Consider the following 13,725-nt stretch of genomic DNA (forward strand, 5'->3'; position numbering starts at 1 on the left):
ATTCGCACCCCACGGAGTGGTTGACGTTGGGTGCGCCTGGGCAGCGGCTTACTGAAGTTGCTGGTCGTTACCAGGTTCAGGCAGGCGTATCTCGGCCACGTGCAGGCCGAGGTTGAGATCGACTCGATTTTTTTCCCGATCGGGTCGTTCGACGGGCCTGAGATCTGCGGTTGTGTCAGATCTTGCGGGTCGAGTTTTTCCAATACGGCTGACGCAGTTCTTTTTTCAGCACCTTGCCCACCGGACTACGTGGCAGGGTGGTAGTGAAGTCGACAGACTTCGGTGCCATCACGCTGCCCAGCCTGGCCTTGCACAGCTCGATAAGCTCCTGCTCGGTGGTTTCCTGGCCTGGGTTGAGCTCGACCACGGCCTTGACGGCCTCGCCCCATTTTTCATCGGGTACGCCAATCACGGCGCAGTCCTGAACGGCCGGATGTCCCCACAGCACTTGCTCGACCTGGCTGGGATAGACGTTGAAGCCGCCGGAAATGATCATGTCCTTTTTGCGATCGGTGAGGTGCAGATAGCCTTCGGTATCGATATGGCCGATGTCGCCGGTATGCAGCCAACCGTCGACGATGGTTTCGGCGGTCTTCTCCGGCTGCTTGTAGTAACCCTTCATGATCAGGTCGCCGCGCACGCATATTTCACCGGTTTCACCGCGCGGCAGGATCTGGTGGGTGTCGCTCATCACTTCGACGCGCACCAGCGGGTTAGGGCGGCCGACCGAGGACAGGCGTTCGTCGTCGGCGAATTGGTCACCCACCAGATGTTCGTCGGGACGAAAGTTGGCGATGCTGGCCGGTGCTTCGGTCTGACCATAGCCGCCGGTCATGACCGGGCCGAAAATATCGATAGCTTTCTTCAGCTTGTCTACCGACATGGGAGCCGCGCCGTACATCAGGTACTTCACCGAGGAGAAATCCAGCGTCTCGATACCGGGAATTTCCAACAGCCTGTAGATCACCGTTGGCGGCAGAAAGAGCTCGCTGACCCTGTGCTGCGCAATGGTGTTCAACATCAATGCCGGATCGGGTTTGGTAATGACCACTACAGTGCCACCTTGCGCCGTGCAGGGTACGGACAACAGGCCGGCAGTGTGGGTCATCGGTGCGGCGGCCATATTCACCGGCTTTTCACCATTGCGATAAGCACAGGTCAGCATGAAGTGGGCGATGAACGTCTGCACGCTGCGGTGGGTGTTCATCACGCCCTTTGGCGTGCCCGTTGTTCCACCAGTGGGTGAGACCGCCACCACGTCGTCCATGTCATAGGCGACTTCGGGACGGCTCGCCGGCTGGCCGGCACTCCATAGTTCCAACGAAGGTGCATCGACAGCGTCGGCATCGATACAGATCCAGTGCTTGATCTTAGGCAGCCTGGACCGTAGCTCGGTGATGATTTGCGCGAAATCGTTCTGGTAGAACATTACCTCGCAGTCGAATGCGTCGAGGATGTAGTGATTCTCTTCGCTCGAGTTGCGCGCATTGACTGGAATCCAGGTCATGTTGGCGCGCCATAGACCCAGTGTGCAGGCCCAGGCGATGACGTCGTTACCTGACCAGACGGCACCCTTGGTTTCCTTCGGCAAGCCCAGTGCGAGCAACTTGTTGGCGATGCGACACGAGAGCTCGCCGATTTCGTTGAAGGTGTAAGCGCGCTCGCCCTGGATGTAGGCAACCCCGGCTGGGTTGATGCCCCAGCCGCGATCGTAAAAGTCGATGATGGCCATAAGTGGTTCCTGTGCCGGTAATCAGAGTTTGGTAACGGTGGCACGGGCCAGGCCGCGCTCTTCCAGGAAACCGAGCAGATAGCGGTGTCCAAAAGCCTTGGAACCGGAAGCGAAGCCGACCTTGTTGGTGTCGTTGTCGAGCAGCCTGATCGCCGCCGCGGCCTGTAGGGCACCGGTGGAAATATAGGGGGTGACGCCATGCACGGTAGCGCGCACGGCGGCCAGGTGACCGCGGCCGATGGCGATGTCGACGCTGCGTTGCAAGGTGGTGCGTTCGCGGGGCGGCATGCTTGGCGTGGTGGCCTCTACCAGGCTCTTCACCACCGCGTCCTGCTGCTCCTTGGACAAGTGCTTGTATTCCGCTTCCCACTTCTGGCTCAGGCCATGCACCATCGGCATCACATTGTTGTCGTAGAAACCGACCGCGGAGGTGCAGGCGCGCACGCGCGGATCATGCTCGAAGTAAATCGGCAGCGAGGTTCCTCCCCAAGGCAGGCAGAAAACCGGCTGCATGAAGTTGGGGTCGACAATGTTGAACGAAGCGGTGGCGGGGTGTTGTACCAGCTTGTTTTCCCACAGGTAGAACTGCTCCCGGTGAAACAATTCGAAAATCGAGGCCGCCGAGCCCAGGCTGACCCCGGCGACATCACGCGGGCCGCGGCACAGGGCGGCGGTTTCCAGCACGTCGATGCCGGGGGTTTCCAGCGCCAGTTCGGCGGCGATCTCGGAGAAGCTGAACATGTAGGACAGCGATGGCGAAACCAGCAGGCCAGCCTGACGATAGAGCTCGCCAAATTGCTCGCGAACCTGACGGACGTAGCTTTGCTCGCCGGTGGTATCTATGTGGTGGCAGCCAGCATTGAGCGCGGCCTCGACGGTGGTCAGACCGAAGTTGACGAAGGGGCCAACGGTGTTGCAGACCACTTTGGCCCCCTTGAAGGCGGCGCTCAGCGATTCAACGTTGTGCTCGGACTCGATGATTTCATAGGTCGCGGACTCCAGGCGTACCACACGTTGCGCCATCATTTCCTGCGCGCGCTGGGCATTGCGCGCAACAGCGGTGAAGGGGATGTTCTGGTCGATCAGCCAGTCCATGGTCAGCATGCCGGTGTAGCCACTGGCGCCATAGACAACTACGGGATACTTAGCCATTTCTATTGTCTCCAAAGTTTATTGTTAGTTGGATTTGGGATCAGTACTGGGGCCAGCCGTCTTCGTAGAGCTCCTGTACAAGGAAGCCAAGGCGGGTGGTGAGCATCATGTTTTCGCCATCCTCGATCAGAGCGGCGCGGGCATCACGGAACAATTTCTCCATGGGGTACTCGCGGGTCAGGCCGTTGCCGCCGAACAGTTGCATGGCATCGCTTACCACGCGCATGGCCTCTTCGGTCACGGTGACCTTGCTGGAAGCCGTGGCACAGGGGTGCCCCTGCGGGGACAGGCGCGCATAGGCCAAGGAGCGGCGGGCGACAGCCCGACAAAGCTCAACACGACGCATCATGTCGCCGATGCGGTAGCGGGTAAGCTGGTGGTTGATCAGCAGTTGGCCACCCTGCTTGCGCTCATGGCAGTAGGCCAGGGCCAGTTCGAAGGCGGAACGTGCCACGCCGGTGAACCATTGCGCCATGTGGGTGCCAGCGAACGACCAGGTCGAAACGACGTTGCCGTAGTACTCGTCCTGCAGGGCAACGGCGAAGCGCTTGGGAATCCGCACGTTGTCGAAATACACTTCGCCCTGGGGCAGGGCGCGCTGACCGATCTTCTCCAGCGGCTTGCCCCTGCTGACACCGGGCAAGTCCAGGGGTACGATTACAGAGATGCCATAGGGCAAGCCATTGGCATCGTAGAAGCCGTTGCCATAGTCGGCGGTCATGTAGGCCAGAGCCACCTGGGCCACTGCGCCGTTGGACACCCAGGCCGAGCACTGGCCGTTAATGACGATCTCGTGCTCGCCGACCTTGGCGAAGAGATTGCCCTTGTTGCCTAACTGTCCCGGCACCCAGTCGCGCTGCAAGTCGAAGGCGCTGACGTCAGTGCCCTTGTCCGGATGGGTAATCATCCAGCAGCCGATTTTCCCGGCACTCAGATCGATCAGCTCCTGCTTCCCTACGGCTTTGGCCATCTCGTTCGGGAAGGTGCTGACGCCCAAGGAAACCGCCAGACCGGCATCGCCCCAGCCCATTTCCTCGCCGATCATAGACTCGACGCGTACAGCCGTTTCCGGCGGCAGTTCGGCCAGCAGATCGGAATCCAGGCCCAACTTGGCGGCTTCGCTGAAGATGCTGTAGTACGGCGAGCCGGGGGCGACCGCCTGCTCTGCGGTCATTTTGTCGAGTTCCTGGCCGAGGGGACGCATGAAGTCCTTGGCAAAGCGATGCACGCTGTCCTGGATGCCGCGCTCGACCTCGTTCAGGGGTGTTTCAAAGCCGGTTATTGAAATGTCAGGCAGGTTGATCCGGTTACTTAGTTTCATGATGGGCCTCGTCATATCACTCGGTTTTTTTATGGCTTGCGCTCTAGGCGTCGAGACGCATCAGGCGTCGGCCGGCAATTCGCCGGCGGCGATCAACGTGGTGCGCGTGGCCTCGACGAAAGGCTCTACGGTGTCGACGAACAGCTCTTGCAGCGGCGTACCCTTGAACTCGGGGAGGAAGGTCTTGTTCCAGTGGCCGCACAGCGACATGCCCGCTGGGGTATCGACCATGGCGACGCCGATCGCCAGCAGGGTCTGGATGGCACCGGGACGGGAAGCCGCGTAGGCTGCGCGCCACTGCTCGGGCGTCAACTCATTACGCTCGATCGGACGACCTACTGCCTGTTCGCGCGCGGCCAGCAGCTCGTTCCACGAACACCAGGCAGTGGCCGCGACCGGACAAATCGCATTGCGCGAGGCCGGGTGGGCCAGCACATGCGGGATGATGCGGCCGACATCCACGCCGGTCGACCAGGCCAGTTTGGCGTCGGGATCACCCATCACCATCACCGGCTCGAGCATGTAGTACTCGATCCAGGCACCGGCCGGAATGATGGTGTAGTCCATGCCGGCCAGTTCGATCATGCGGCGGATGAACGCCTTCTGCCGGGCCATCAAGCGGTGCGTGGTGTCGGTCTGCCAGAATTGCTCGAACTCGTATATCGCGCCGTATTCGGATGGCACGAAGCGTTCGACCCCCGCTTCCTTGGCGGCAAAGATCAGCGGCATCTGCGATTCGGTGGCATAGAGCGGCACGCAGGACACCAGGTAGTCGGTGCCGCGCAGCGCCGGGACCAGCGCTTCGGTAACGGTGACGTCGACCTCTTTGATGGTCACGCCCTGACGCGCCCATTCGGCGTACTGCAGCTGTTTTTGCGCCTCATTCTTGTTGATGCCCGACGATGATCGTTCCACCTGGCCGGAGCGGCGCGCCAGTACATTGATATTGACCAGGCCCTGGCGAATGAACTCATTGACGCAAGCGACGCCGGCAGTCCCGGTGGCGCCGAATACAGTGACGGTCTTCTTGTTCATGCTGTTCTCCAGGCTGTGATCAGTCATGCGGGGGAGCGGTTGTGCCTGCCTCGCATCAAGGCGAGTGACGCAATATTTGGCCGATTATTGTTCTTCCAGACATCGACAACTCACCTGAAAAGCGGTCATATTTGTCAAAATATGCTCATCCCGAGATGCCCATGAATCCGCAACAACAGGTCCATGAAACGCTGGGATTACCCTTGCTGGGCGGCTTGGTGTGCAGAGAAATCCCCTTGTATGCGGAGCGCTACTTCCTGCATACGACTGATCTATCCGTCCCGCCCGTTGACTTTATGGCCCTGTTGACCCAGTTCGGTGGCTCGCGGGCGGATGAGGGGGCAGGGGGCGAATTGCGCTCAACCTCAATGCCCCGCTTGTCAATGCTGTTGCCTGCAGGTTGTGCCACTCAATGGCACTATTCCGGCAGCATTGATTTCGCGGTTTTTTATCTGCCCGATCGCATTGATGGAGTGTTTCGACAATTGCGTGAGCTATGCGCTGGCGCGCAGGCGCCATTGCCCGTCAGTGATGGTTTGGTGAGTGCAGCGGCCCGGCAATTGATGGATGAGCTAAGTCTTGGGAAAGGGGCTGATCAGGGCTTCATGGCAAGATTGGCCATGGTCATGCTTGAGCAGGTGTATCGTGCGCTACGAGTTGACGCGAGCCGAGGTATTTATCCGCCGCATATTCATCTGGCGCGCCTGCATACGGTACTGGTCTTCATTCGCGAGCATCTGGGGCAGGAACTGTCGATCAGCACGCTGGCTGCCCAGGCGGGTGTCAGCCCGGCTCATTTTCGACGGCTGTTCCAGCGCGCCATGGGTATGCCGCCCCATCGCTATGTAATGAATGTACGACTGGAACATGCGCGTGATCTGCTCATGCAGACCGATCTACCTATTTTGCATGTGGCACTGGAGTGTGGTTTCAGCTCTCAGAGCCACCTGACTGCAGCGTTTAAGGTTGCGCACGCCAGTACACCGGCTGAATACAGAGCCCTGGCTGGAAGGTAACGGATACTTTGGCGTGGCGAGCAGGTCACTGCACCGAAAGTACGCAAGCGGCTGCGTTGGATTGCACCGGGGTTCAAGCCCTCGGATTATTCCATGGTAGTGTTCGACCGTTTGGAACTGTATCCAGGGACCTTCAGACGTACCTTGGTTAAGCGTCTCTCAACCACTCAGGTCTGAAACAATGGACTGCATAGAGCCCCAACTGATCCTCAAAACGACGCCGCCGCGTAGTCAGAAATCAGCACGGATGCGAGGCCGTCTGGGTATTCATACCCAGGAACTGACAGATAAAGTGGTGATCGCCGTTCAAGCGCCGGCAGGCTTCGGCAAGACCTTTCTGCTGACCCAATGGCGCCGTGAATGTTTGTCTCACGGCGCCGTGGTGGCCTGGATGACGCTGGATGCACAGGATGATGGTGCGCGTTTTGTCCAGGGGCTGGGAGTTGCCATGGCCATTGGCAGCGGTCGGCCGTCCTTTGCCCGCGTATTCGAGCCTATTGCGGGACTGGGGCGTGACGAACAGGAAGGGCTGACGCAATGGTTGGCGGAAGTGGCCGATCTGGGTAGCGAAACCGTATTGATTCTGGATGAAGTGGATACCCTGCCCGAGCTGACGATCCGTTACTCCCTGACGTACCTGTTGCACAACGCGCCAGCCAATTTGCGCATTATCATGGCCTCTCGCACACGGTTGAATCTGCAAGTGACGGACCTCGCGGCAAGAGGGCTTTTCACGACGATCATGACTGCGGCTCTACGTCTGAATGTGGAAGAGGCGATCGCCATCCTCAATGACCGTTTCGGCGCAAGGGTTGATGCCAACCTCTGCGTGCGGCTGCACGAGATAACCGAAGGCTGGCCGCTCGGCCTGCAATTAGCGATTTCGGCGTTGGAGAAGAGCTCGAATCGAAGTGCGGCAGTCGAAGAGCTGTCGACTTGTCTGGGTGATATCGAGCGTTATTTCGTCGACAGTTTGCTCGCACATCTTCGGGAGGAGCAGGTGCGCTTTCTGACCGGCATTGCCTTGTTGGAAATGGTCCAGCCCTTGTTATGCGAGGCGCTGACGGGCAACGCTCGCTCGAGTGAGTTGCTGAAGGAGTTGTGTGCCTCGACACCGATTTTTGTTGAAAGTATCGACAGTGACTGGGTGCGCATCCATCCATTGGCGCGGGAATTTCTGCTCGGCCGTTTTGCCGACTTGCCGTTAGAGGAACGTCAGGGTTATCACCGGCGCGGCGCCGTGTGGCTGGAACAACACGGATTCCTGGAGCAGGCCGCCCGGCAATATCTGTTGGCCGGCATGCCCCAACCGGCCTATATGTTGATCGGCGAATGCCTGTACGAAGTCATGTTGCAAGGGCAGTTCAGCCGGGTGCTGGAGTGGGTCGAGGAGCTTGGCCCCGCTGACGTGTTGTCGCATCCGCGCATCTGTCTGGCGGCGGCCTGGACATTGGCAATGGGAGAGCGTCAGGCAGAAGCGGCGCGATTGATTGCGGCTATTGAACAGCATCCGTCCGCCGACGAGGCGACACGTTGTGAAGCGGCCGCCATCGCCGCCGCCGCCGCCTACTTTGCGGACCATCCGGATCAATCGCATGAACTCATCACTCCTTGGGTCGATCGATTGCCTTCATTCTCAATCAAGGTGCAAGCCATTTTCGCGACCCAGATCGCCCGGCTGACGCTGTTGCAGGGACAACCGGAGAAAGCCCGGAGAATCTTTCAGAGAGCAGCGATTTATGCGGGTAGTCCTGGCCTTGATGCCATACGCGGATACGGCGAGTGGGTGGTCGGTCTAGCTTATTTATACGAAGGTCGAATGGTGTCGGCGCGCACTGCGTTGCACGACAGCCTGTTGCATGCCGAACGGGACATCGGTCGGCGAAGTCCGGTGGCGGTCATGTTAGCGAGCGTTCTGGCGACGGTGTTGCTGGAACAGGGGGAAATTCAGGAGTCCGCTACGGTACTGGCGAACAGGCTAGATATCGTTGAGCGATTGGCGTCCCCCGATGCCATTGTGCAGGGTTTTCTCGCCGCCGCTCGACTGGCTTCAATCCAGGGGCAGGGGCATCGCGGGCAGGATCTGCTCGAGGCGTTATTCGCCCTTGGAGAAGAGCGAAATATTCCACGATTCTGTATTGCCTCCCTGGGAGAACAAATACGCCTGCATGCCTTGCAGGGACGCAGTGATACCTGTCAGGCATTATGGCGACGACTGGACTGTTTCACGCCAGTTATTACCCGTGAGCGAGCAGGGTTGTTGGGTCCGGAGCTGGACTTGCTGGCAGGGGTAGCCAACGCTTATGCCTTACTGGCCCAACGTGATTGGGAGGCGATGCTGGCGGTGCTGGACAAGGTTAGTGAAACAGCCGAATACCTGCGTCGTGGGCGAGACATCGTACAGATCAAGCTGCTCAGGGCACTGGCGCTCAGGGCGACCGGACAAGGCGGTACTGACTATTTGCTGGAGGCTGTCAGCCTCGCGCAAGAAAACGGTATGTTGCGTGTGGTGCAGGACACCCATCCGGACCTCATCAAATGGGAGCGGACGCTCCAGGGTGAAACGGTCCCATTGCTTGCTACGACCTCCACGCCCGCACCTGTTCCGCGACCGGAATCCACCCCATCGAGCGTGTCCCCAAGCCGTCTCTTGACGCCCAAGGAACGCGAGGTGTTGCAGCTATTGGCTCGCAACCTGTCCAACAAGCAAATCGCTTTGGCGCTGAATGTCGGCGAGGAAACCGTGAAGTGGCACTTGAAAAACCTGTTTGGAAAATTCCAGGCCGGCACCAGGCAGCATGTAGTAGCGCGTGCATACATGCTGGGAATTCTCGAGACTGGGGGCTAATGCCAAGCCACCACCCGAGATGATCCGTTCGGATCATCCTTCAATTCCCCCTCATATCCGATTTCCAATCGCCCCCCCAGTCAATGGGGGGGTACGCTTTTCGACTTCGCAATAGTCTGACCCCACAAAAGCGCCAACGTATCGGTGAGTGGGAGCAGGTCTATGTCTGTAAAAGTGCTGATCGCCGGTGCAGCAATGGTGCCGTTTCTACCGCTGGGTGGCTCTGAGAGTCATGCGGCATTGGCGGGGCAAGCCATTCATGCGGCGCTGGCCGACGCACGGATCGACTTTGACCTGGTCGACCAAGTGTTTACTTCCTGCGTACACGGTGAAGTCGGTATCGCCGAGCAGATGTTGTCGCAGATTGGCTACTCGGGCGTGCCGATTTTCAGCCTCGGCGATGGCTGTACATCGGCTAGTAGTGCTTTCCATCTGGCCCGCAATAGTCTGCTGTGCGGCCAGGCTGAATGTGTCCTGTTGGTGGGTGTCGAGTGCATGCCGGCATGCGTTTCCAATCGTGAGTTTTTCGGTTTGAAAGATCACGCTCACGATGAGTCGGCAATGCTCAGGCTGGATGAAAACCCCATCGGCTTTATCGAGCGTCGACAACAACCGGCGCTGCTGTTCGCGGCCCAGACCCGCTGGTTATTGACACGCATGGGCATTGCTCAAAGCAGCTTCGATCAAGTGCTTGAGCGGGCACGGGCTCAGGCTGGGCGCAATCCCTATGCCGTATTGAACCGCATGCCGGATCGCGACGGCGGGCTCCCGCCTTATCTGTGTCCGGCCGCCTGCGGTGCGGCGGCCATCCTGCTTTGTACCCCGGCCTTCGCCCTGCGCTTCGGCGCTCGGGCGGACGTCACCGTGCTGGCCAGTGTCAGGGGCAGTGACTGTGCTTCAGAGCAGGAATCGGGTTGCGTGCTGGATGTGCTCGGACAGGCGACCACCCGGCGAGTCGCGCAACTGGCCTATCAGCAAGCGGGCCTCGGTGCGGAAGACATCGACGTGGCTGAACTGCACGACCAAAGCGTCGGTGACTTCATGATCAATAGCGCCGCGCTGGGCTTTTGCCGGGAAGACGAAATCGACCGATTCGTGCAGCAAGGATACCGCTTGAAAGGACAGATGAATGCGGTGTGCCCATCGGGTGGCTTGCTGGGACGAGGTCACGCGCCGGGTGCCACCGGGTTGGCACAACTGGTCGAATTGGTCTGGCAACTGCGCGACATGGCCGACGGCAGGCAGATTGCTGGTGCCCGCACGGCTTTACAACATAGCAACGCCCTGGGCAGGGCGGTGTCGGTCACCCTTTTGCAGCGCACCTGAGAGGAGGCTCACTACGCCGTGATTCAACCCATGACTTTTCGTAAACCATAGAGCAGGTGGCAAGCTAGATGAACAAAAATAATAAGATCTGCCATGCAAACCTTCGCAAAGGGTTGTTGGCCTCCGCCATTCTCACCGGCCTGGGCATCGCGCCCGTAGGGGCTGTGGAGATCAACACGGGGAATGAAGACTTTGCGGTTCGCTTCGACAACACGCTGAAGTTCAACTACGCCCAGCGCGTGGAAGCCCCCAACAGCAAGTTGGCCAATTCGTGGAACAACAATGACGGGGATCGCAACTTCTCCTCCGGCAGTCCCGTTTCTCAACGACTGGATGTGCTGACCGAACTGGACGTGGTTTACAAAGAAAAAGTCGGTTTCCGTGTCAGCGCCAACACTTGGTACGACCACGCCTACGACGATATTGGCAGCGATAACGCCTCGACCAATCAGCTCAACAACGGTAAGCCGGACTCTCGTCATCAAAGCGGTTACGCCGATCGCTATTACAACGGTCCTTCTTCGGAAATCCTTGATGCCTTCGTGTTTGGCAGCACTGAAGTCGGCGATGAATCGCTGCTCAGCGGCAAGCTCGGCAAGCACACCGTTTACTGGGGCGAAAGCATCCTCGCCTTTGCCCATGGCAACAGTTATGGCCAGTCCGGTCTGGATATTTCCAAGTCGCTGGCCGTCCCGGGAACAGAAGCCAAAGAACTGTTCATTCCGCGTAATCAGTTGTCCACCAGCCTCACGGTCAACCCGGAACTGACCCTCGCCGCGCAGTACTTCCTGGACTGGGACGCCGCGCGGTTGCCGGAGTCGGGTACTTATCTGGGGTTCAACGACGGCATTCAAAATGGCGGGCACAACCTGTCGTTGATCGGCGGCCGAAACCCGCTGTTCGGCACACCTGGCCCACTGGGTGCCAACCAGTTTTTACGGCTGTCCAACGGGCATACATTTACCCCGGACAACCAGGGTGACTTTGGCCTGATGGCCAAGTGGAGCCCGGAATGGCTGCAGGGTACGCTGGGTTTCTACTACCGCAAAACCTCCGACATTCTGCCCAACCTGGTGTTGCAGCCAACGGCGGTCGGCCCTGCGCAACTGATCTCCGGCAATGCCGGCAGCTACAACCAGTTCTATGTTGACGACATCGATATCTACGGCATCAGCCTGTCGAAAAGCATCGAAGGTGTCAGCGTCGGTCTCGACCTGAACTATCGCCACAACATGCCGCTGGCCAGCGTGCCGGCAACGGTCAATCCGGTAGCCGGTGCTGCCGGTTTGCCTGGCTTCATCAGCAGCTTTGATGGTGATAACGGTGTGGCCCGAGGCAACACCGTGCACGCGGTGCTCAACGGCTTGACCACGTTCGGTGCGACACCGGTCTGGGACAGTTCGACCTTGCTGGTTGAACTCGCCTACAGCCGCTGGCTGGACGTCACCGAGAACGAGCAGCTGTTCAAAGGCGAAGACTGGTATCGCGGTGTCGACAAGGTCACCAAGGACAACTACGTCCTGGGCGTCAACTTCAACCCGACCTGGTATCAGGTGTTTCCCGGCATCGATATGTACCTGCCGGCCAACTACAGCGTCGGCCTTGCGGGCAACTCGTCGGTTCAGCTCGGGGGTAACAAGGACTCCGGCAGTTACTCGGTGGGCGTTGGCATGGATGTGCACAACCAGTACCGGTTTGACCTGAAGTACGTGGACAACTTTGGTCCGTTCGACACCTGCGGCTCAGCCGGTGGTGCAGGTGCACAGGGCCAGGGTGCCGCACCAGGGGCCAACGGCCAATACAACTGCGTACCGGGGCAGACCACTGCTTTCGGCGGTACTCAGCCTCAGCTCAAGGATCGGGGCATGGTCACTTTTACCTTCAAAACGACCATTTGATCGAAGTCTTTGCTTGATAGCAGGAGTCACTCCATGAAGTTCGTCTATACGCTTTTGTTCACTGCCTTGACCGTTGCCATCGCGGGTGCGGCACACGCAGCCGTGTCCCCCGATGAAGCAGCCAGACTCGGCAACAGCCTGACAGGCGTCGGCGCTGAAAAAACCGGCAATGCCGACAACACCATTCCGCCCTACACCGGCGGTCTCACCACGGCGCCAGCCAGTTTTCAACCGGGTAGTTCGTTCCGTCCGGACCCTTATGAGGCCGACAAGCCACGCGTGGTTGTCGATGGCAAAAACGTCAGTCAATACACCGACAAACTGACCGCAACCACGCAAGAACTGCTCAAGCGTTATCCGACGTTCCGGGTCGATGTGTTTCCGACTCATCGCAGCGTTGCGCTGCCTCAACGGTTGCTGGACAACACCGTAAAAAATGCCGTCGGCACCAAAACACTCGAAGGCGGGGTAGCGCTGGAAAACGCGTTGCCGGGCGTTCCGTTCCCGATCCCGAAAGATGGCTATGAGGCCATGTGGAACCACTTGCTGCGTTATCAGGGTTACGCCACCAATTTGAAATATGACTCCTGGAACGTCGACAGTTCCGGGAGGGCAATTCTGGCCACGTCCGGTAATGCCTATCTGGAATACCCGCTGTACGATCCCAAGCGTATGGAGCCGGCGAAAGAGACGGACCTGTTCTTCAAGACCAAACTCTACTACCAGGCCCCGGCCCGTCGCGCAGGCGAAGCCATCCTGGTGCAGGATGCCGTCAACCCTCTGAAAATGGAGCGTCGTGGCTGGCAATACCTGCCAGGTCAGCGCCGCGTGAAACTCGCACCGGATATCGCCTACGACACGCCAAACCCTGGCTCGGCCGGTGCTTCGACCTATGACGATGCCTGGGTATTCAACGGCGCAATGGACCGTTACGACTTCAAACTCGTCGGCAAGAAGGAAATGATCGTTCCTTACAACACGTACAAGTTGAACTATCACAAGGTCGCTGCGGATATCACCACGCCGCATCACGTCAATCCGGACCTGATGCGCTGGGAGTTGCACCGCGTGTGGGTGGTCGAAGCCACGCTGAAACCGGGCAAACGCCACATCTACAGCAAGCGCACCTTCTACCTCGACGAAGACAGCTGGATCGCCCTGGCTTCGGATGAATATGACGCCAGCGGCAAGCTGTACCGCGGGTCCTTTGCACACATGGCATACAGCTACGACGTGCAGGCGCCGAATTCCGATAACCACATGATTTATGACCTGGTCTCTGGCAGCTACAACATCACCGGCATCTACGGGCCGTACGGCGGCGTCAAGTACATCGACCCGCTTTCGAAAGCGCAGTGGGCACCTGAGTCATTGGCCGGCACGGGTATTCGCTGAGC

Annotated in this window: 9 protein-coding genes; 5 read left to right on the top strand and 4 right to left on the bottom strand. The window is 59.0% G+C overall.

The window, feature by feature from the left end:
• Nucleotides 1-175 precede the first annotated feature (175 nt).
• Genes AB4N43_RS19935 through AB4N43_RS19950 form a run of 4 tightly spaced genes read right to left on the bottom strand, consistent with a single transcriptional unit; the run spans nt 176 to nt 5,240 of the window.
• Nucleotides 176-1,732 (bottom strand): class I adenylate-forming enzyme family protein, encoded by a 1,557-nt coding sequence (locus tag AB4N43_RS19935; protein WP_460151842.1) that lies wholly within the window; start codon nt 1,730-1,732, stop codon nt 176-178.
• A 21-nt stretch (nt 1,733-1,753) separates the two neighbouring features.
• Entirely contained in the window at nt 1,754-2,884 is a 1,131-nt protein-coding gene (locus AB4N43_RS19940; RefSeq protein ID WP_460151843.1) for a saccharopine dehydrogenase family protein, read from the bottom strand.
• A gap of 40 nt (nt 2,885-2,924) precedes the next feature.
• The gene (locus tag AB4N43_RS19945; protein WP_460151844.1) at nt 2,925-4,205 is read right to left on the bottom strand and encodes an acyl-CoA dehydrogenase family protein; all 1,281 of its coding nucleotides are present in this window, start codon (nt 4,203-4,205) and stop codon (nt 2,925-2,927) included.
• Between the two features lie 60 nt (nt 4,206-4,265).
• Nucleotides 4,266-5,240, bottom strand: coding sequence for an NmrA family NAD(P)-binding protein (locus AB4N43_RS19950; protein WP_460151845.1), 975 nt, complete (start codon nt 5,238-5,240; stop codon nt 4,266-4,268).
• 161 nt (nt 5,241-5,401) lie between these two features.
• Between AB4N43_RS19950 and AB4N43_RS19955 the strand changes: the two genes are divergently transcribed.
• From AB4N43_RS19955 to AB4N43_RS19975, 5 genes are all read left to right on the top strand, one after another.
• Nucleotides 5,402-6,256: a helix-turn-helix domain-containing protein gene (locus AB4N43_RS19955; RefSeq protein WP_460151846.1), complete on the top strand. Its 855-nt coding sequence runs from the start codon at nt 5,402-5,404 to the stop codon at nt 6,254-6,256.
• 181 nt (nt 6,257-6,437) lie between these two features.
• Nucleotides 6,438-9,104, top strand: coding sequence for a LuxR C-terminal-related transcriptional regulator (locus AB4N43_RS19960; protein ID WP_460151847.1), 2,667 nt, complete (start codon nt 6,438-6,440; stop codon nt 9,102-9,104).
• Between the two features lie 162 nt (nt 9,105-9,266).
• Nucleotides 9,267-10,430 (top strand): thiolase C-terminal domain-containing protein, encoded by a 1,164-nt coding sequence (locus AB4N43_RS19965; protein WP_460151848.1) that lies wholly within the window; start codon nt 9,267-9,269, stop codon nt 10,428-10,430.
• Nucleotides 10,431-10,498: 68 nt separating this feature from the next.
• Entirely contained in the window at nt 10,499-12,328 is a 1,830-nt protein-coding gene (locus AB4N43_RS19970) for a DUF1302 domain-containing protein (protein WP_460151849.1), read from the top strand.
• A gap of 33 nt (nt 12,329-12,361) precedes the next feature.
• Entirely contained in the window at nt 12,362-13,723 is a 1,362-nt protein-coding gene (locus tag AB4N43_RS19975; protein ID WP_460151850.1) for a DUF1329 domain-containing protein, read from the top strand.
• Nucleotides 13,724-13,725 lie beyond the last annotated feature (2 nt).

The sequence above is a fragment of the Pseudomonas sp. S2_B07 genome (genome assembly GCF_054668435.1).

What these genes read in the sequence shown, in the direction of transcription:
- AB4N43_RS19935 (WP_460151842.1), bottom strand. Translation starts at nt 1,732, where the DNA reads ATGGCCATCATCGACTTTTACGATCGCGGCTGGGGCATCAACCCAGCC.
- AB4N43_RS19940 (WP_460151843.1), bottom strand. Translation starts at nt 2,884, where the DNA reads ATGGCTAAGTATCCCGTAGTTGTCTATGGCGCCAGTGGCTACACCGGC.
- AB4N43_RS19945 (WP_460151844.1), bottom strand. Translation starts at nt 4,205, where the DNA reads ATGAAACTAAGTAACCGGATCAACCTGCCTGACATTTCAATAACCGGC.
- AB4N43_RS19950 (WP_460151845.1), bottom strand. Translation starts at nt 5,240, where the DNA reads ATGAACAAGAAGACCGTCACTGTATTCGGCGCCACCGGGACTGCCGGC.
- AB4N43_RS19955 (WP_460151846.1), top strand. Translation starts at nt 5,402, where the DNA reads ATGAATCCGCAACAACAGGTCCATGAAACGCTGGGATTACCCTTGCTG.
- AB4N43_RS19960 (WP_460151847.1), top strand. Translation starts at nt 6,438, where the DNA reads ATGGACTGCATAGAGCCCCAACTGATCCTCAAAACGACGCCGCCGCGT.
- AB4N43_RS19965 (WP_460151848.1), top strand. Translation starts at nt 9,267, where the DNA reads ATGTCTGTAAAAGTGCTGATCGCCGGTGCAGCAATGGTGCCGTTTCTA.
- AB4N43_RS19970 (WP_460151849.1), top strand. Translation starts at nt 10,499, where the DNA reads ATGAACAAAAATAATAAGATCTGCCATGCAAACCTTCGCAAAGGGTTG.
- AB4N43_RS19975 (WP_460151850.1), top strand. Translation starts at nt 12,362, where the DNA reads ATGAAGTTCGTCTATACGCTTTTGTTCACTGCCTTGACCGTTGCCATC.